Annotated in this window: 20 protein-coding genes and 1 pseudogene; 9 read left to right on the forward strand and 12 right to left on the reverse strand. The window is 57.6% G+C overall.

Annotated elements, in window-relative coordinates:
* Window positions 1-188: 188 nt before the first annotated feature.
* Window positions 189-1,946 carry an adenylate/guanylate cyclase domain-containing protein gene (locus tag ACR3EJ_RS11000; RefSeq protein ID WP_170540575.1) on the reverse strand — a complete coding sequence of 586 codons (1,758 nt, stop codon included), beginning with the start codon at window positions 1,944-1,946 and terminating at the stop codon, window positions 189-191.
* A gap of 314 nt (window positions 1,947-2,260) precedes the next feature.
* On the opposite strand from ACR3EJ_RS11000, the gene ACR3EJ_RS11005 reads away from it, so the two are divergent.
* The 3 genes from ACR3EJ_RS11005 to ACR3EJ_RS11015 all read left to right on the forward strand — a co-directional run bounded on the left by ACR3EJ_RS11005 (window position 2,261) and on the right by ACR3EJ_RS11015 (window position 4,881).
* Window positions 2,261-2,605, forward strand: a complete 345-nt coding sequence (locus ACR3EJ_RS11005) for a hypothetical protein (protein WP_170703395.1) — start codon at window positions 2,261-2,263, stop codon at window positions 2,603-2,605.
* On the forward strand, window positions 2,514-3,884 hold the full coding sequence (locus ACR3EJ_RS11010) for a DNA-packaging protein (protein ID WP_480422936.1): 1,371 nt from the start codon (window positions 2,514-2,516) through the stop codon (window positions 3,882-3,884). Before ACR3EJ_RS11005 ends, ACR3EJ_RS11010 begins: the two co-directional genes overlap by 92 nt.
* Before the next feature lie 142 nt (window positions 3,885-4,026).
* Entirely contained in the window at window positions 4,027-4,881 is an 855-nt protein-coding gene (locus ACR3EJ_RS11015; RefSeq protein ID WP_170540572.1) for a Hint domain-containing protein, read from the forward strand.
* Window positions 4,882-5,299: 418 nt separating this feature from the next.
* Here ACR3EJ_RS11015 and ACR3EJ_RS11020 read toward each other — a convergent pair whose 3' ends face one another.
* The 4 genes from ACR3EJ_RS11020 to ACR3EJ_RS11035 form a co-directional block, all read right to left on the reverse strand.
* Window positions 5,300-5,560, reverse strand: coding sequence for a hypothetical protein (locus tag ACR3EJ_RS11020; protein WP_170540570.1), 261 nt, complete (start codon window positions 5,558-5,560; stop codon window positions 5,300-5,302).
* A 416-nt stretch (window positions 5,561-5,976) separates the two neighbouring features.
* A complete protein-coding gene (locus ACR3EJ_RS11025; RefSeq protein ID WP_480423338.1) occupies window positions 5,977-6,330 on the reverse strand; it encodes an integrase core domain-containing protein in 354 nt (117 codons plus the stop codon).
* Window positions 6,213-6,719, reverse strand: a complete 507-nt coding sequence (locus tag ACR3EJ_RS11030; protein WP_480422937.1) for an IS3 family transposase — start codon at window positions 6,717-6,719, stop codon at window positions 6,213-6,215. The genes ACR3EJ_RS11025 and ACR3EJ_RS11030 overlap by 118 nt, the downstream gene beginning before the upstream one ends.
* Window positions 6,720-6,817: 98 nt before the next feature.
* Window positions 6,818-7,105, reverse strand: coding sequence for a transposase (locus ACR3EJ_RS11035; protein ID WP_170703282.1), 288 nt, complete (start codon window positions 7,103-7,105; stop codon window positions 6,818-6,820).
* 54 nt (window positions 7,106-7,159) lie between these two features.
* Between ACR3EJ_RS11035 and ACR3EJ_RS11040 the strand changes: the two are divergent.
* Window positions 7,160-8,614: pseudogene (locus ACR3EJ_RS11040) on the forward strand (phage tail protein); the annotation flags it as partial.
* Window positions 8,615-8,620: 6 nt separating this feature from the next.
* Window positions 8,621-8,917, forward strand: coding sequence for a DUF7742 family protein (locus tag ACR3EJ_RS11045; protein ID WP_170540567.1), 297 nt, complete (start codon window positions 8,621-8,623; stop codon window positions 8,915-8,917).
* Here ACR3EJ_RS11045 and ACR3EJ_RS11050 read toward each other — a convergent pair.
* Entirely contained in the window at window positions 8,898-8,963 is a 66-nt protein-coding gene (locus ACR3EJ_RS11050) for a hypothetical protein (RefSeq protein ID WP_311201790.1), read from the reverse strand. The genes ACR3EJ_RS11045 and ACR3EJ_RS11050 overlap by 20 nt on opposite strands.
* On the opposite strand from ACR3EJ_RS11050, the gene ACR3EJ_RS11055 reads away from it, so the two are divergent.
* Together ACR3EJ_RS11055 and cysE are read left to right on the forward strand one after the other, a co-directional pair.
* On the forward strand, window positions 8,955-9,230 hold the full coding sequence (locus ACR3EJ_RS11055) for a hypothetical protein (protein ID WP_311201793.1): 276 nt from the start codon (window positions 8,955-8,957) through the stop codon (window positions 9,228-9,230). The genes ACR3EJ_RS11050 and ACR3EJ_RS11055 overlap by 9 nt on opposite strands.
* A gap of 92 nt (window positions 9,231-9,322) precedes the next feature.
* On the forward strand, window positions 9,323-10,132 hold the full coding sequence (cysE, locus tag ACR3EJ_RS11060; RefSeq protein ID WP_170472221.1) for a serine O-acetyltransferase: 810 nt from the start codon (window positions 9,323-9,325) through the stop codon (window positions 10,130-10,132).
* A gap of 71 nt (window positions 10,133-10,203) precedes the next feature.
* Here cysE and ACR3EJ_RS11065 read toward each other — a convergent pair whose 3' ends face one another.
* The 6 genes from ACR3EJ_RS11065 to ACR3EJ_RS11090 form a co-directional block, all read right to left on the reverse strand.
* Complete coding sequence (locus ACR3EJ_RS11065; protein ID WP_170540561.1) at window positions 10,204-11,505, reverse strand: pyruvate dehydrogenase complex dihydrolipoamide acetyltransferase; 1,302 nt, start codon at window positions 11,503-11,505, stop codon at window positions 10,204-10,206.
* A gap of 1 nt (window position 11,506) precedes the next feature.
* Window positions 11,507-11,767, reverse strand: a complete 261-nt coding sequence (locus ACR3EJ_RS11070) for a hypothetical protein (protein WP_010442121.1) — start codon at window positions 11,765-11,767, stop codon at window positions 11,507-11,509.
* Window positions 11,767-13,137 (reverse strand): pyruvate dehydrogenase complex E1 component subunit beta, encoded by a 1,371-nt coding sequence (locus tag ACR3EJ_RS11075; protein WP_170540558.1) that lies wholly within the window; start codon window positions 13,135-13,137, stop codon window positions 11,767-11,769. Before ACR3EJ_RS11075 ends, ACR3EJ_RS11070 begins: the two co-directional genes overlap by 1 nt.
* Before the next feature lie 15 nt (window positions 13,138-13,152).
* Window positions 13,153-14,142, reverse strand: a complete 990-nt coding sequence (pdhA, locus tag ACR3EJ_RS11080; RefSeq protein ID WP_170472215.1) for a pyruvate dehydrogenase (acetyl-transferring) E1 component subunit alpha — start codon at window positions 14,140-14,142, stop codon at window positions 13,153-13,155.
* A 184-nt stretch (window positions 14,143-14,326) separates the two neighbouring features.
* Window positions 14,327-14,626 carry a septum formation initiator family protein gene (locus ACR3EJ_RS11085; protein ID WP_170540555.1) on the reverse strand — a complete coding sequence of 100 codons (300 nt, stop codon included), beginning with the start codon at window positions 14,624-14,626 and terminating at the stop codon, window positions 14,327-14,329.
* 129 nt (window positions 14,627-14,755) lie between these two features.
* Window positions 14,756-15,946 carry a phosphoglycerate kinase gene (locus ACR3EJ_RS11090; protein ID WP_170540552.1) on the reverse strand — a complete coding sequence of 397 codons (1,191 nt, stop codon included), beginning with the start codon at window positions 15,944-15,946 and terminating at the stop codon, window positions 14,756-14,758.
* A 136-nt stretch (window positions 15,947-16,082) separates the two neighbouring features.
* Here ACR3EJ_RS11090 and ACR3EJ_RS11095 point away from each other — a divergent pair, with 136 nt between their 5' ends.
* Entirely contained in the window at window positions 16,083-16,589 is a 507-nt protein-coding gene (locus tag ACR3EJ_RS11095; protein WP_170396522.1) for a peptidylprolyl isomerase, read from the forward strand.
* A complete protein-coding gene (locus ACR3EJ_RS11100) occupies window positions 16,582-17,130 on the forward strand; it encodes a peptidylprolyl isomerase (RefSeq protein ID WP_170540549.1) in 549 nt (182 codons plus the stop codon). The genes ACR3EJ_RS11095 and ACR3EJ_RS11100 overlap by 8 nt, the downstream gene beginning before the upstream one ends.
* Window positions 17,131-17,150: the final 20 nt, after the last annotated feature.

Raw genomic sequence — 17,150 nt, forward strand, 5'->3', positions numbered from 1 at the left:
GCGTTTCCTGCAGCATCTGGTTGTCGCGTCAAGAACCCTGCGTGATGGGGAACTATGGGTGAATCGGGCGCTGTTGGGGGGCGGTGTCGCCCACGTGCTCACGCGGTAGCGCTGTTTGAGGGGCACATGCGGGTTGGAAGAACGATTGTCAAGCAAACATTACGGAGATGAGACAGTAAAACACTGGTTTAACTGCGATCGATTAACCCGTGGCGCACAAGGCCAGAAAAAAGGATGTCGTCCCGTTCGTCCTCATACGGACACCATTTACTAAGGCGCGCGACACTTCCAGGTGAAAGCTGCTCGCACGTGACCAAAGCTTTTGATGCGTCGTCCACCCGGTCAAGCGCTGCAAGGCAGATCGCACGACGATACACCATATTGGCGTCGGTCGGGCGTGTGCTGACAGCGCGATCGGCCCAGTCAAGTGCATCAAACGCTTCACCTGCCACTAGGTTGATGCGTGCGATGGACCAGAAATAAAATGCGCGGTCAGGTTCGCGCGGTGAAAGAGCTAGCGCCTTTCGAATCTCTTCGGCGGCTTCCAATCCCTGTGAAGGATCGGCCAATTCCTTTCGGTTGTGATATGCCACTTTTGCACGGGTGAAATAGGGATTCAGCCGAATTGCATGCTCAAGCTCATTGAGGCTGAGTTCTTTTTCTCCGCGCCAGACATAGGCTGTGGACATAACGTAATGGGCGAATGGCGATTTTTTAGAAAGAGACAGAGCCTTTCGCGCAGCATCGAACCCATTTTCGAGGGCGGTGTCACGGTTCTTTGACAAGCCAAAGCCATACTCTTTTAGGTAGGCCCAACCTAGAGCCGCCCAGGCCTCGCCATAGTCCGGCTCAGTATCGATGGCGGCACAAAAGTCCCTTTGCGCTTCTTTGAGGTCCTGCAGCGCCGCGTTGCGCAGATTTGCCATGCCACGCAGATAGAGTTCCCAAGCGCCCAAGTGGCGTGGTCTCTGCTGGCGCAGGCGGTCAATCTCACCCTCGACCAGTTCCACATCGAGCGCGGTGACAACGCGCAAAGTGATATCGTCTTGGATTCCGAAAAGATCCTTGAAATCACGGTCATACTTTTCGGACCAAAGTGAATGTCCGGTGTCACCCTCGATCAGCTCAACTGAAACCCGAATGCGCTTGCCAGCGCGCCGAACCGTTCCTTTGACCAAATATCGGGCACCTAGAACGCGCGCCGCATCCTGCGGCGAAAGAGCGGGATCGATAATGAGGCTCGACGCGCTGGCGATAACAGGGAGGCGGCCCATATGTTGCAGAGCAGAGATGATGTCTTCGGCGAGACCTTCGGCAAAGAATGACTGGTCGGGATCAGGAGCGTGATCCAGAAACGCAAGGACAGCAACCGTTGGCGGGGAAAAAGATTGATTGGGCTCGGTATGCTGCAATTCACGATCCGCAGCCCAACGCCATACCGTCAGTGAGCGCGAGATATTCTTAACGGTGTGTTGCCCATCCTGATCCAGATGAGCAACAAGACCTTTCTGTAGGGCATGCGCAAATTCGGAAGAAGCCGCGATGCCACTAGGGTGTGCTAGCCCTTCGAGGCGGGCAGCGATATTGACACCATCGCCGAGGATGTCTTCACCTTCGATAATGACGTTGCCGATATGGGCGCCAATGCGCAGGAATAGTCGCCGATCTGCTGGCGCCGCGCGTGCTTGTTCAACGCAGGCATTTTGAATCTCGAGCGCCGAAGTCATAGCTGCATCTGCTGTACCAAATTCAGCCAGGAACCCGTCGCCCATTGTCTTGACCAATCTCCCTCCCGATGCCTCTAATGCAGGGAGGATGATCCGATTTCGTAGACTCCGCACCGCTCGCACGGTTCCCAGTTCATCCGCCTCAATTAGTTGCGAGTACCCAACGACATCCATGACCAAAATGGCAGCGAAACGCTTTTGATCTAATGCGACTGTCATCGTTTCGATGCCCCATAGATGATACGCGATGCGTATAGGTTACGAATTGATGCCGATATTACCAAGTGTCATAGCGTGATCGGCCTGAGATGAAGCTGGAATGGCGGATCGGTTCTTGGCTAGAGGTTAAGAAAAAGTAATAATTATAGTACGTTGGGTGTTGCGGCTGTTGCATGAAGCCTTGACTTTGGGTGCGGTTTCTCGTATAGGTTGTGTCATGCTAGAAGAAGTGGGCAACGGCCCCGGGGTGACCCGGTGGCCGTTTTTCATTTCTCTCGTGCGGAAAAACTCACGCATGAGGTCAAGACGCAAACATGACTTTGATTACCCCGGAAGAGCGGATTTCTCAGACGGCTGATTTGTTGCAGTCGCTCGAAAGGTCCATTCGCGATCTGCGCCAGGCAGCGGAAGAACTGCGAAAACAGATCAGTGCCGGGGAGGATGCAGACCTTGCCGGAACAGGCAAGCAACTGGGTCAGCTAGAGGGGCTGATCCGCAGTTGCCAGAAAGTGGAGACAAGCTTTGTCGAACAACATCACAGACAAGCCGGAATTGCCCAAGGAGGCTATGCGCTCGACCTTGATCGGGCACGATCTGAGATCGGGTGCAGGCTGGCTCGCCTCCGCGCCTGCTGCGGTGCAGGACAGATTTCTGAGTGAGATCGGGGAGGGGGGGCTGTGCGCCCTCCCTTTCCTGTTCGAGTTCTGGGCGCTGCCGCATCAGTTGCCGCCCGAGGGCGACTGGCGGTCATGGGTGATCATGGGCGGACGCGGAGCGGGTAAGACGCGGGCCGGGGCCGAGTGGGTGCGGTCGATGGTCGAGGGGTCTTTGCCGCTGGATCGGGGGGAGGCGTGTCGTGTTGCTTTGGTCGGTGAGACATTCGATCAGGTGCGCGATGTGATGATCATTGGCGATAGCGGGATTTTGCAATGCTCTCCGCCGGATCGGCGGCCTGTTTGGAAGGCGTCTGAACGCAAGCTGGTCTGGCCAAACGGAGCCGAGGCGCAGGCCTTTTCGGCACATGATCCTGAGGGGCTGCGCGGCCCTCAATTCGATGCGGCCTGGGTAGACGAGCTGGCCAAATGGAAAAAGGCGGGGGAGACTTGGGATATGTTGCAATTTGCTTTGCGGTTAGGCGAGCGGCCGCGGGTCTGTGTGACCACCACGCCGCGCAATGTGACGGTTTTGAAAGAGCTTCTGGCATCGCCTTCTACGGTGCAAACCCACGCACCGACCGAGGCGAACCGAGCCAATCTGGCGGGTTCCTTTTTGGAAGAGGTACGCGCGCGCTATGCAGGCACGCGGCTGGGGCGGCAGGAATTAGACGGGGTGTTGCTGTCGGATGCCGAAGGCGCGTTGTGGACGGGTTCGATGCTGGAGGCGGCGCGCTGTGCGCAGGTGCCTGAGCTGGACCGGATTGTGGTGGCGCTGGACCCGGCGGTGACGGCGGGGTCGGATGCGGATGCCTGCGGGATCGTGGTCGTCGGCGCTCAGGTTCAGGGGGCGCCCGAGGAGTGGCGCGCCTTTGTGCTGGCCGACCGGACGGTTCAGGGCGTTGGTCCGGCGGGCTGGGCGCAGGCGGCGATTGATGCGATGGATGAGTTTGGGGCCGAACGGCTGGTGGCCGAGGTCAATCAGGGCGGGCAACTGGTGGAAGAGGTCGTGCGGCAGGTAGACCCTCTGGTGCCTTATCGTGCGGTGCGGGCGTCTCGCGGCAAGGTCGCGCGGGCCGAGCCCGTTGCAGCCCTGTATGAGCAGGGGCGGGTGAGCCATGTCGCCGGGCTGGACGCGCTGGAGGAGCAGATGTGCCAGATGACCGCGCGCGGGTTCGAGGGGCAGGGCTCGCCTGACCGGGTCGACGCGCTGGTCTGGGCGTTGCACGAGCTGGTTGTGGGGCCCGCGGGGGTGTATCGACGGCCTAGGGTGAGGGCATTGTAATCGCATCAGTATTCTTGCTTCCGGCAATCCGCGCTCAATGACTTAAAGTTGAAAGTGAATCAGGAATTACATCTTTAGAAATTCTGATCATTGAATACAATGGCACCGCCCGTTCTGCGATCGACGTCGAAAGGAGAATTTGGTGCCGTTCGATATACTGGCGCACACTGTGAATGAAACCGGTCAGGGAGACCTGATCGTACAGAACACCACCGTACCTGCCATTATTGATGGGTCGACCATTTCTTTCGACGGTGGTCAAACATTCCAACCTTACACCTATCTTGGCCAGGGGAACTACCGTGGCACAGGTGAATCTGGCGAGTTTATTCAGGTTGGGGGGCAGGTGTATGCTTACGATACAGCAAACCCGACAGGCCCGATGCGAACAGGTAACTGGAAAATAACGGAAAACGACCTTGATCCCAGTAATCCGCCTTGTTTCGTAAGTGGCACCCTAATCCAAACACCTAATGGCGAAGTGCCGGTTGAGTCTTTGTTACCGGGGAACAGTGTTGTAACCGCTTCCGGCAACAAAATGCCAATTCTTTGGAAAGGAAGTCGAGTAGTCACGCGATATATGTTCCATCGAAATCCATCGCTTAGGCCAGTAATCATAGAGAATGGTGCTTTAGAAAACGAGAGGGCTTTGCAGGTATCTCAGCAACATCGGTTGCTGATAAAAGGTCATCAGGCAGAACTGTTTTTTGGTGAACAAGAAGTCTTGGTTCCGGCCAAGGCGTTGATCGGATTGCCCGGAATCACTGTGGATTGTTCCGACAACGAAGTCACTTACCACCACATTTTGCTGCAAGAACATCAAATGGTTCTTGCAAATGGGATTGTCGCAGAGAGCTTATTTATTGGCGATCAGCTTGGTCACAAGGACTTAGCGGAAATTAAGGCTCTTTTTCCGGAACTTATCGCGGATCTCAAGAAGGTTAAAGCGGCGAAGCCGATGTTATCCAACAACGAAGCAAAGGTTCTAGTTTGGTAAGGCCAGAGTGTCTCACCAGCAAAAGTTCTTGAATCTTTGTGTTGATAAACTTGCGGAACGGGTTTGGTTTCTTCTCGATCGATTGCGATTTGCTCGCGAAGCGCCCAGTAGAGATCAACTTTGGGCATTTTTGGTGCTCTCTAGACCCCTCTCCCAAGGCATTAACGCTTTCCGCGATAAATCCTTTCAAAAAATTGGGTAGAGAGGTGATCAGTTGACCCATGATCTGGCTGGACGCGCTAGAAGCTAAGATATGTTAGATTAGCGCGCGCGTGTTTAAGTGGCAGGACTCACCCTACTGCCTCGGCGCGCTGATCTGGGCGCTGCGTGAGCCGGTGGTGTGGTCTGCAGGGGCGTATCGGCGGCCGAGGGTGCGGAGTTTGTGAGCGCTTTGAGGGTTGATAGATTGCTGGCGCAATCAGGTTCTCGACATTGGGTACTCTTGACTCCAATTATCCTCGTATTCGCCGAGCAGCCGGGACAGCGTCAGCAGCGAAGAAAACAGCCTTGCGTGGACATCCGGCGACATCATTGTTTTGTAGTCATCAAGCAGCTGCACAAGAACGACTACGTTGGAGGCAAACACCTCGTAGACGTGCTTGTCAGCGGCAGTAGGTTCCTTGGTCCAACTATAGGTCGTATCGGAGTGTCCGGAAGGTGCAGGTTCGTTTTCATTCATCGGGTGGCCTCTTCAATTTGAAGCACACGTGGGGGCATGTGAAACGCAGGCAACAGCCGTGGCAAGAAATCACAAGAACTTGGCGGCGATGGCAAAGGATTTGGGTTAAATGTCCAACGAGCCGCTAAATCTTACAATTGGCCATGCTGGATGGGGCTCACCAGACCGGGTCGACGCGCTGGTGTGGGCGCTGCATGAGTTGGTTGTGGGGCCTTTGGGCGTGTATCGGCGGCCGAGGGTGCGGAGTTTGTGAGACGGCTGACAGGCAAAGAGCCGGAATTAGTTCTGACGGCTCGCGAGCCAAAGCTCGAAGTCAATAAACACATCATCACCGGATTTTTCGTATTTGGACTTGGCGTCAAATCCTCTCAATCCAGCGAAAGCATCGTCGGGGATTTGCCACCTTAGTGAATTGTCTAGCCCCCGTGTTCTGGGCCATCTCGGACTAGAGTTTCGGGGACTGGTGGGCGCATGTTGAGGGCCTGATGCGGCCGGGTGTGGTTGTATTGCCTGAGCCAGCAATTGATCACGATCTGTGCCTGCTTGGTCGTTGTGAACCATTCGGAATTGAGAACCTCGCGGCGGAGCGTTCCATTGAACCTCTCGTTGTATCCGTTCTCCCAGGGAGAGCCCGGGTAGATCCGGATCGGGTTCACACCGACCTTCTCGAGCCAACTCTGGGTTGCCCGTGAAGAGAACTCTGGGCCGTTATCGCTTCGAACGAAATCAGGCTTTCTGTGGCGCAGGAACAGCCCGTAGAGAACCTCCAGCACATCTTCAGAACCCATGCGGGTCCGAACTTCCACTGCGAGCGCCTGCGGGTGTATTCATCCAAAACCGTGAGCATCTTGTAGCTCCGCCCATTGCTCAGCTTGTCGTGAACGAAATCGACGCTCCAGACATGGTTAGGATGCGTCGGTCGGAGTCGAATGATCGAGCTGTCCTTGTGGTACAGGCGACGCTTCTTCTTGTGCCGCTGCGGGAGTTGCAGACCTTCCTCCCGCCACAGCCGTTCTACCTTCTTGTGATTGACACGCCAGCCCTCGACCCGAAGTAGCTGCGCCACCTTACGGTAGCCATACCGGCCATAGCTCTTGGCCAGACGGATCATGGCCAGTCGAAGAGCATCATCGTTCTTCTCTACGGCCTGGTATTGCATGGAGCTGCGTGCAAGGCCGACCACCTTGCAGGTGCGACGCTCTGATGTGCCGAGCTTCTGGCGAGCATGAATGACGGCCTGACGAAGTTGGCTCGTCGTCAGGCCCTCGGTTTTAGGTAGTTCAGACTTTCTTTGAGGATCAGCTTGTCCAGTTCCAGTTCGGCCACGATCTTCTTCAGCCGGGTATTTTCTTTCTCCAGGCTGCGCAACTCCGACAGTTGCGACTTGCCCATGCCACCGAACCGACGCCGCCAATTGTAGTAGGTCGCATCGCTGACACCGACACCACGACAGGCTGTCCGAACATCGTCGCCATCTGCCAGCTTCAGTTCAATCTCACGCAGCAGCTTCAGAATATCTTCGTCCGAGTATCGCTTCCGAGCCATCCCTTGTTCCCCCTTCTCGGCCAAAGTAGTGGCCCAAGTTTAGGGGGCAAAGACAACGGGGTTCTGAAGTTCCGAACCCGGGATGGGCGTCGGGCCGTTGACATTGACCCCGAGCAGATCGCGATCAGCACAGATATCGACGGGCCGGTGGAACATCGCCGCGAGGCTGAGGCCGAGATGACCGGGCGCGTGCGTCTGCGGTTCGTCCAGTCGGATGCAGATCACGATGTGGTCGCGGAAGAGGCCGTCTTGCCCGATGACAGAACCCATTCGGTCGCCGTCAACGAAATGCCTCTGTCGATGACCCGCGCTGAGGGGCGTCAGACGGTCGAACGCTGGCTGAGCGAATCCCGCATCTCGCGCGAGACGGCGCGCTTTGCTCTGCCGCCCTCGCTGCTGCATGTCGGGGCTGGCGATGTGGTTCGTTTGCCGGATGCTGGGGACGGAACGCTATATCGGATTGACCGGCTGGAACAGGCCGAGATGCAATTGGCCGATGCAGTACGGATTGAACCCGGCGTCTATACGCCGTCCGACGTGCTGGACGATGTATCTGCGGCCAAACCGTTCATCGCGCCGGTGCCCGTCTTACCGGTGTTCATGGACCTGCCGCTGATCACCGGATCCGAAGCGCCCCATGCACCTTATCTTGCAATCTCGGCCGAGCCGTGGCCCGGCAGCGTGGCCGTCTATTCAGCCCCACAGGATGAGGACTATACGCTGCATCAGGTGATCGCAGGGCAGGCGGTAATCGGATTCACTGAGACACCGCTGCGGCGCGCTGAGGCCGGGCTCTGGGATGAAGGGGCTGCGCTGCGGGTCAATCTCATCGATGGCGTGTTAGAGTCTCGTCCACGCTCAGCGTTGTTGAGTGGTGCTAATCTGGCCGCCATCGGGGACGGGACGCCCGGCAATTGGGAATTGTTCCAGTTTTCCGAAGCCAACCTGCAGGAGACCGGCGTGTATAACCTGTCAGGCCGCCTGCGCGGACAGTTGGGTACGGATGCCTTGATGCCCGATATCTGGCCAGAAGGGTCAACCTTTGTGCTGCTGGATGAACGTGTTTATCAGACCGAATTGCTGCGCACCGAACGGCGCGTGGCCAAGCATTACCGCATCGGCCCGGCAACGCGCGGCTATGAGGACCCGGCCTATGAGCATCTGGTCGAAGCGTTCGACGGCAATGGGCTGAGGCCTTATTCGCCGGTGCATTTGCGAGTCTCTGTGACGGGCTCGGGCGACGACATCTCTTGGGTGCGCCGGACACGGATCGATGGCGATGACTGGAGCGGGCTCGAAGTGCCCTTGGGCGAAGAAAGTGAGGTATATCTAGTTCGCGTGTTCGCCGATGGCGCTTTGCTGCGCGAGACGGTTACTAGTGCTCCGGTCTGGCAGTATTCCGCCGCGATGAAGTTCGACGATGGGCTGAGCGGAGCTTACGACATCGCGATCGCGCAAGTCTCAGCCACTTATGGGCCCGGTGCGTTTGCACATCTTTCGGTAGGCTAAGGCACTGTGAGACCGGTCCTGCACGGAGATATCAGCGCAGCGGCGCGGGCTTTGCTGGCTGCGCCGCTAGCCGACCGTGATCAGTTGAGCACCCTTTTGATCTCTGCGGCCGAAGTGGCAGATCAGCACGTCGCCAGAACGGGTCGGCTGCCTCCGGTTTACGGAAATGGCTCACTAATGGCGGCTGCACGCAGTCGACCGCTGGCAGATGAACCAAGTTTCGATGATCTGCAATATTGCCAGTGTTTCGAGATGGTTCTGCTAAAACTGATCCGGTTTCAGATTAAGCAGTCGAGCAGCTAACACATTTGGATGCGGCAAGGTCCAATTTGAGCCGACCGTGGGCAATTTCCTCGCCGCAATCTTCGCAATAGCCGAACTCGTCCTCTTCCATCCGGACAAGCGCAGCCTGAAGACGATGAACTTCGGTGTTCCGCCGAACCTGCTGGGCTTTCGCCATCGCCTGATTTTGAAGGGCATCCATTCGGCTAAGTCGACCAACTGCCTGTTGATCCAGTTCCACAATCGATTGAGCTTCTTGGCCGGCTGCGGATTGCGTGGCCAGATCGCCAAGGCGCTGGTGGATGAGTTGCCGGAATTGCTCCAGTTCAGCTGAGTTCATTTTTTGTTGCACTGTGCATCAAGGGTTTGCGTTTGGCGTTTTTGCCACTAGATGGCTATTCTAAGCGCAGCAAAGGATGAAAAGCCATGTTCGAAACGCGCAGCCAAGTGACGCCAGTGGATCCCGTTTGGGACCGCATAACCTCTGAAGCCCACGCGGCCGTTGAAAAAGAGCCACTGATGGGCGGATTGGTGCATGCCTGTATACTGCATCACCGCAGCCTGGAAAGGGCGCTTTCCTATCGCATCTCGGCCAAGCTGTGCTCGAACGAGATGTCGATGATGGTGCTGCGCGAGATAGTGGACGAGGCCTATGCCGACGACAAAGCGCTGCTCGAAGCCGCGCGCGCAGACCTGATGGCAGTCTATGAGCGCGATCCGGCCTGCCACCGTCTGCTGCAGCCGATTCTATATTTTAAAGGCTATCAGGCGATGCAGGCCTACCGTGTGGCCCATTGGCTTTGGAAGAAGGGACGGCATGATCTGGCCTATTTCTTCCAGATGCGGTCATCCGAGATTTTCGGGATCGATATCCATCCCGCCGCGCGGATTGGTAAGGGCATCATGATTGACCATGCGCATTCCATCGTGATCGGTGAGACTGCCGTTGTGGGTGACAATGTCTCGATGCTGCATTCGGTAACACTGGGCGGGACCGGCAAGGAAGAAGAACAGCGCCATCCCACGATTGGTGATGGAGTTCTGATCGGCGCTGGTGCTAAGGTTCTGGGCAATATTGAGGTCGGCCATTGCAGCCGTATCGCGGCGGGTTCTGTGGTGCTGCAAGAGGTTCCACCGTGCACGACGGTTGCGGGTATTCCCGCCAAGATCGTGGGCGAGGCCGGGTGCGATCAACCTTCGATCTCGATGGATCATATGCTGGGGAAAGACCAGTAAATCTGAGTTATTAAACGAAAAAGGCCGCCTCGGGGTTCGAGGCGGCCTTTTTTGTGCGTATTCCAGCTGGCTTAGGCCAACATGACCATCGGGTTTTCCAGATTATCGACGATGGCTTGCAGCAGCTGAGCGCCAAGCGCGCCGTCGATGACCCGGTGATCAACCGACATGGTGACGGACATGACGGTGGCGACCGTCAACTCTCCATCATCTCCGACAACGGGTTTCTTGAGGCCAGTGCCGACTGCGAGAATACCGGCATGCGGCGGGTTCACGATGGCATCGAAATTGTCGATGCCGAACATGCCCAAGTTCGAAACGGCGAAAGTGCCGCCTTGGTATTCATGCGGCGCCAGCTTGCGTTCGCGGGCGCGACCGGCGAGGTCTTTCATCTCGGTCGAGAGCGCCGACAGTGATTTGGTGTCGGCATCTTGCAGGACCGGAGTGAACAGACCACCCTCGATGGCGACGGCAACAGCCACATCCGAAGGTTTCAGTTGCAGAACCCGGTCGCCCGCCCAGACAGCGTTGCATTCGGGCACTTGCTGCAGCGCGTTGGCGACGGCTTTGATGATGAAGTCGTTGACGCTGAGCTTCACTCCGCGGCCTTCAAGCTGCTTGTTCAACTGGCTGCGGAACTTGAGTAGTGCATCCAGTTTGATGTCGCGGCGCAGGTAGAAATGCGGGATGGTCTGCTTCGCCTCAGACAGACGCGCGGCGATGGTCTTGCGCATGCCGTCGAGTTTGATCTCTTCGTATTCGCGACCTTCATACATCTTGGCCACGGCGTCTGCCGATGGGCCTGCAGGCGCAGCGGCGGCTGGGGCGGCCGCAGCAGCGGGCGCTGGTGCCGCTGCAGGTGCGGCTGTGGCGCTTTCCACATCGGCTTTGACGATACGACCATGAGGACCAGAACCTGAGATTTGTGCCAGATCCAGGCCTTTTTGTGCGGCAATCCGACGAGCAAGGGGGGAGGCGAAGATACGACCGCCATCCGCTTTGGCCGGCGCTGCCGGGGCAGGGGCGGGCGCCTCGGGTGCCGCTGGTGGGGCAGCCTCGTTGCCCGCTGCAGCTGCTGGCGCAGCCGCGGGAGCGGCGGTTGGCGTGGTTGCGATATCATCAGCGCTTTCGCCGTCTTCAAGCAAGACTGCGATCGCGGTGTTGACCTTGACGCCTTCGGTGCCCTCGGGGATCAGGATCTTGCCAACGATACCTTCATCGACGGCTTCGAACTCCATCGTAGCCTTGTCAGTTTCAATCTCGGCTAAAAGATCGCCTGAGGAGACGGTGTCGCCTTCCTTGACGAGCCATTTTGCAAGTGTGCCTTCCTCCATCGTCGGGGACAGGGCAGGCATCAGGATTTCGGTGGGCATTTCAGCGCTCCTCAATCAGAGTAATTTGGTCAAAGGGCGCTTTGGGGCGCCCGGTGCCGCGTGCGAGCGTCGCAATCGCAGCCTCGATTTTATCTTTGTTCTCCGCCATCCAGACATAGGCGGTCTGGTGCGAGGGGCGCGCGCCGATCAACCGCATATCCGCCGCAAGCCGTTCGGGCACAAGCGCCCGCACGGTCCGGTCGTCGAGATCGATCTCGACACGGTAGCATTCGGTTGCTGGATCGCGGCCCCTGATCTCCATTACCGGTAGGTCACCTGTTTCACCGCCGCGATCACCTCATCAGTGGTGATCAGCGCCAGCTTTTCGAGGTTCGCTGCATATGGCATCGGAACATCTTTGCCGGTGAGGGTGATGACCGGTGCGTCGAGATAATCGAACGCTTCCTGCATCACGACCGAGCTGATGTAGCTACCAACGGAACCTTGCGGCCAGCCTTCTTCGACGGTCACAAGACGGTTGGTTTTCATCACCGAGTTGATGATCGCGCCGGTGTCCATCGGGCGGATAGTGCGCAGGTCGATCACCTCGGCGCTGATGCCGTCCTCGGCCAGCTTGTCGGCGGCTTCCAGCGCATAGTGCATGCCGATGCCGAAGCTGACGATGGTCACGTCCGAGCCTTCGCGCCAGATGCGGGCCTTGCCCAGCGGGATGGTAAGGTCATCCACTTGCGGCACGTCGAAGGAGCGACCGTAGAGGATTTCGTTTTCAAGGAACACAACCGGGTTCGGATCACGGATGGCCGATTTCAGCAGGCCTTTGGCGTCGGCTGCGGAATAGGGCATCACCACCTTTAGGCCGGGCACCTGCATGTACCACGCGGCGTAGTCCTGGCTGTGCTGAGCAGCCACGCGGGCGGCGGCACCGTTGGGGCCACGGAACACGATGGGACAACCCATCTGACCGCCAGACATATAAAGCGTCTTGGCGGCAGAGTTGATAATCTGGTCAATCGCCTGCATGGCAAAGTTGAAAGTCATGAACTCTACAATTGGTTTCAATCCGCCAAAGGCCGATCCAACCGCGATGCCTGCAAAACCGTGCTCGGTGATCGGAGTGTCGATGACACGCTTGGCACCGAACTCATCGAGCAGACCTTGGGAGATTTTATACGCGCCCTGATATTCGGCGACTTCCTCGCCCATCAGATAGACTTCTTCATCACCGCGCATTTCTTCGGCCATCGCATCGCGGAGTGCTTCGCGGACGGTTTCGGACTTCATCTCTGCATCTGCGGGCCAGTCGGGCGACGGGTCGACCACCGGCGCAGCAGGGGCAGTGGCAGAAGTGGGGGCCTCAACCGCCGCTGGGGCGGCCTCGGTCACCGCAGCGGCTGCGGGTGCAGCCGCAGGCAGGGCCGAGGCGTCTTCGCCTTCTTCCACAAGCACGGCGATCGGGGTGTTCACTTTGACCCCCTCTGTGCCTTCAGCGATCAGGATTTTGCCGACGATGCCTTCATCGACGGCCTCAAACTCCATCGTCGCCTTGTCGGTTTCGATCTCGGCCATGATGTCGCCGGAAGATACGGTGTCGCCTTCCTTAACCAACCATTTGGCCAGTGTGCCCTCTTCCATCGTGGGCGAAAGGGCGGGCATGAGAATTTCGGTTGCCATGTCTTATTCGTCCTCTCAGGCGTAAATGTCGGTCCAGAGCTCATCCAGCGACGGCTCGGGGCTTTCTTTCGAGAATTCAGCGGCTTGATTGACGATTTCTTTGATTTCTTTGTCGATCGCCTTCAGGTCATCCTCGGTCGCATGTTTGCCGGTTAGCAGCAGCTCGCGCACGTGTTCGATCGGGTCGCTTTGTTCGCGGACCTTCTGAACTTCTTCGCGCGTGCGGTATTTGGCTGGGTCGGACATCGAATGGCCGCGATAGCGGTAGGTTTTGACCTCGAGGATGTAGGGGCCCTTGCCAGCGCGGCAGTGGGCGACGGCCTTCTCACCAGCAGCTTTGACCGCCAGAACGTCCATGCCATTGACGATCTCGCCGGGGATGCCGAACGCCTCGCCCCGATGGTAGATGTCTTTGGTTGAGGTCGAACGCGTCTGCGACGTGCCCATGGCGTATTGGTTGTTCTCGATCACAAAGACAACCGGCAGATCCCAGATCGCCGCCATATTGAACGTCTCATAAACCTGGCCCTGGTTGGCCGCGCCATCACCGAAATAGGTGAAGGTTACGCCACCGTTTTCCTTGTACTTGTCGGCGAAGGCCAGACCTGCGCCCAATGGCACCTGAGCGCCGACGATACCGTGGCCACCATAGAAGTGTTTCTCTTTCGAGAACATGTGCATCGAGCCGCCTTTACCTTTTGAAAGGCCACCTTCGCGACCAGTCAATTCGGCCATAACACCACCTGGGTCCATGCCACATGCCAGCATATGTCCGTGATCGCGGTAGGAGGTAATCCGCTTGTCGCCTTCTTTGGCGGCAGCCTCGAGGCCCACAACGACGGCTTCCTGCCCGATATAAAGGTGGCAGAACCCACCGATCAGACCCATTCCATAGAGTTGACCTGCCTTCTCTTCGAATCGGCGGATCAGAAGCATCTCGCGGTAGTAGGTTTTAAGTTCTTCCGCAGAAACATTTGGTTTCTTTGTGGTTTTTCGCGCAGCCATCGTGGCGATCTCCCCCTCTCGGACAGATAGTTTAGCGTTAAACTATCTCATAAAGCATTTCGCGCGTTCTGGCGAGTACAAATGTGACGCGGGGGCAGGGTGCCTTCGTTTCGGTGGCAGAAAATCTTAGAAGATGAATTAGGGTGAGTGATTTTTCTGTAAAAAACCCTGTGCCTGGGCGTGATCAGCGAATGACAATTTCATCGGCGCGGATCATGCCGAGGATAGATCGTGCCTGCTGATCCAGCAGGTCAAGGTCCAGATAAGTATCAGACAGACGACGGGTCATATTTTCCATTCGCGCGATCTCATCCTGAAGCAGGGTAAGGTCGCGGGACAACGCGTCACGTTCCGCTGCAATTTCCACACGTCGGAACAAGCCATAATCCCCCTGCACGGCGGCAAAGGTGAAATAGACGCCTAACATAAAGGCGACCGAGTAGAATGCGAATGCCCCAAGACCGGGTCGATAGGAACGGGTCACTGTGTAAACCACCGTAGAACGAACTGCCTCAAAACGTACCCTTAGCGGGCATCTGCCGGTACTATGTCACAGGTGATTCGGCTTGTGAATCCCCTGTGAATAAAAAGGTCAAATCTGAGGGTTGGGCGCTTACCGAACCAGAGCAGCGACGCCTGGCAGGGTTTTACCTTCCATCCATTCCAGGAACGCACCACCTGCGGTGGAGATATAAGAAAATTCAGCCGCTGCACCCGATGCGTTCAGCGCGGCCACCGTGTCACCTCCACCCGCGACAGAGGTTAGTTTGCCATCTCGGGTCAAAGCCGCGGCTTGCAGCGCGGCGGCATTGGTGGCGGCGTCGAACGGGGTCAGCTCGAACGCGCCTAGCGGACCGTTCCAGATCAGGGTCTGGCTTTTCTCCAGCACCTCGGCCACGGCTTCGACGCTTTCGGGGCCAGCGTCCAGTATCATGGCGTCGGCGGGGCATTGATCTGCGGGCAGAACCTGATGCGGTGCGTTTGCCTCGAATGCCTCGGCCACGACGATGTCGCGCGGCAGGACGATCGTGCAGCCTGTAGATTCGGCTTTGTTCAGGATTTCTGAAGCGGTGTCGGTCATGGCGTGTTCGGCCAGAGATTTTCCGACGTCAATCCCTTTGGCCACCAGGAAGGTATTGGCCATACCTCCGCCGATTACGAGGTAATCGACCTTCTCGATCAGGTTGCCCAACAGGTCTAGTTTGGTTGACACTTTCGCGCCACCGACGACGGCAGTGACGGGGCGATTGGGTGCACCCAACGCTGCCTCAAGCGCGCTGAGTTCCTGTTGCATCAGACGACCGGCGCAGGCGGGTAGCAGGCGGGCAAGCGCTTCGGTCGAGCTGTGCGCGCGGTGGGCGGCCGAGAAGGCGTCGTTGCAATAGACATCGCCCAGTTTTGCCATGCCTTCAGCAAGGGGCAAGCTGTTCTTGGTTTCTTCGGCATGGAAACGCGTGTTTTCCAATAGCAGTACCTCGCCTGCAGCCAGCGATGCTGCGGCAGCTTCGGCCTCAGGACCGACGCAATCATCGGCGAACCGAACCGGTGTGCCAAAGGCGGTCTCGAGCGCCGGGACCAATTGCCTGAGAGACATCTCGGCGACGCGTTCGCCTTTCGGCCGACCGAAATGGGCCAGCAGGATCGGCTTGCCGTTTGCGGCGAGGATATCGCGCACGGTTGGCACGATGCGCTGAATGCGGGTGTCATCCGTGACCACACCATCCGCGACGGGCACGTTGATATCCACACGTACCAGAACCCGTTTGCCGTTCAGTTCCATATCGTCCAGAGTTTTCCAGCCCATCGCGTCTATCCTTGCCCATTACATCCAGTTTCAGGCGGTTCTTTTCCTGCATTTTGCCTTCAGGTCAATGCGTCACTTGGCATTCGCGCGTCTGCGTCATAGGTATTTGCGCAAGTTTCAAAGACAGGAGGGCCAGATGGCCGAGATCAAAGACCCCGAAAACACGATCATCATCGAGCTGAAAGACGGCAATGTCGTTATCGAGCTGCTACCCGACGTGGCACCTCAGCACTCGGCCCGCATGAAAGAGCTGGCGCGTGGTGGCGAATATGACAACGTTGCCTTCCACCGTGTGATCGACGGGTTCATGGCGCAAACCGGTGACGTACAGCATGGCGACATGGAAGACGGTTTCAACATTCGCATGGCAGGCACTGGCGGATCGTCGCTGCCGAACGTACCTGCCGAGTTCTCGAAGCTGCCCCATGATCGCGGCACTTTGGGCGCGGCACGCTCGGCCAACCCGGATTCGGCCAACTCGCAATTCTTCATCAACTTCAAGGACAACCATTTCCTGAACGGTCAGTACACCGTGTATGGTCGTGTCATCGATGGAATGGAGCATGTGGATGCCATCGTTCGTGGCGAGCCGCCTGCGAGCCCTGACCGGATGATCAGCGTGAAGGTGGCCGCCGATGCATAAGCTGGCAGCTGCATTCGTCGTGTTGGCCAGCCCTGCGCTGGCGACAGGCCTTGAGATCGAAATCGAAGGGGAGGGGGCGAATGGCACCGTTACGGTCGACCTCTTCGAAGACCTTGCGCCCAAGCATGTCGAGCAGATTACCGCTCTGGCCGCTGACGGTCAGTATGATGGCGTTGTGTTTCACCGCGTGATTGATGGCTTCATGGCTCAGACCGGTGATGTGCAACATGGCCGCGTTGGCGCGGACATGCGTCGCGCCGGAACAGGTGGGTCAGATCGCCCAGACCTGCCTGCTGAGTTCTCGGACTACAATTTTGACCGGGGCGTTGTCGGCATGGCACGGGCACAGGATCCCAACAGCGCAAACTCACAGTTCTTCATCATGTTCGAGCCCGGTCCGTTCCTGAACGGCCAATACACCGTCGTTGGCCAAGTTACCGACGGGATGGATGTAGTCGATGCGATCAAGCGCGGCGACGGCCCTAACGGTGCTGTTATCGGTCAGCCCGATGCGATGAAAAAGGTCACCGTGACCGAATGAACGAAAAAAGCCCCGGCTCG

It is taken from the genome of Ruegeria sp. AB11 (assembly GCF_056536325.1).

What these genes read in the sequence shown, in the direction of transcription:
- ACR3EJ_RS11000 (WP_170540575.1), bottom strand. Translation starts at nt 1,946, where the DNA reads ATGACAGTCGCATTAGATCAAAAGCGTTTCGCTGCCATTTTGGTCATG.
- ACR3EJ_RS11005 (WP_170703395.1), top strand. Translation starts at nt 2,261, where the DNA reads ATGACTTTGATTACCCCGGAAGAGCGGATTTCTCAGACGGCTGATTTG.
- ACR3EJ_RS11010 (WP_480422936.1), top strand. Translation starts at nt 2,514, where the DNA reads ATGCGCTCGACCTTGATCGGGCACGATCTGAGATCGGGTGCAGGCTGG.
- ACR3EJ_RS11020 (WP_170540570.1), bottom strand. Translation starts at nt 5,560, where the DNA reads ATGAATGAAAACGAACCTGCACCTTCCGGACACTCCGATACGACCTAT.
- ACR3EJ_RS11030 (WP_480422937.1), bottom strand. Translation starts at nt 6,719, where the DNA reads ATGCAATACCAGGCCGTAGAGAAGAACGATGATGCTCTTCGACTGGCC.
- ACR3EJ_RS11035 (WP_170703282.1), bottom strand. Translation starts at nt 7,105, where the DNA reads ATGGCTCGGAAGCGATACTCGGACGAAGATATTCTGAAGCTGCTGCGT.
- cysE (WP_170472221.1), top strand. Translation starts at nt 9,323, where the DNA reads ATGTTCGAAACGCGCAGCCAAGTGACGCCAGTGGATCCCGTTTGGGAC.
- ACR3EJ_RS11065 (WP_170540561.1), bottom strand. Translation starts at nt 11,505, where the DNA reads ATGCCCACCGAAATCCTGATGCCTGCCCTGTCCCCGACGATGGAGGAA.
- ACR3EJ_RS11070 (WP_010442121.1), bottom strand. Translation starts at nt 11,767, where the DNA reads ATGGAGATCAGGGGCCGCGATCCAGCAACCGAATGCTACCGTGTCGAG.
- ACR3EJ_RS11075 (WP_170540558.1), bottom strand. Translation starts at nt 13,137, where the DNA reads ATGGCAACCGAAATTCTCATGCCCGCCCTTTCGCCCACGATGGAAGAG.
- pdhA (WP_170472215.1), bottom strand. Translation starts at nt 14,142, where the DNA reads ATGGCTGCGCGAAAAACCACAAAGAAACCAAATGTTTCTGCGGAAGAA.
- ACR3EJ_RS11090 (WP_170540552.1), bottom strand. Translation starts at nt 15,946, where the DNA reads ATGGGCTGGAAAACTCTGGACGATATGGAACTGAACGGCAAACGGGTT.
- ACR3EJ_RS11095 (WP_170396522.1), top strand. Translation starts at nt 16,083, where the DNA reads ATGGCCGAGATCAAAGACCCCGAAAACACGATCATCATCGAGCTGAAA.
- ACR3EJ_RS11100 (WP_170540549.1), top strand. Translation starts at nt 16,582, where the DNA reads ATGCATAAGCTGGCAGCTGCATTCGTCGTGTTGGCCAGCCCTGCGCTG.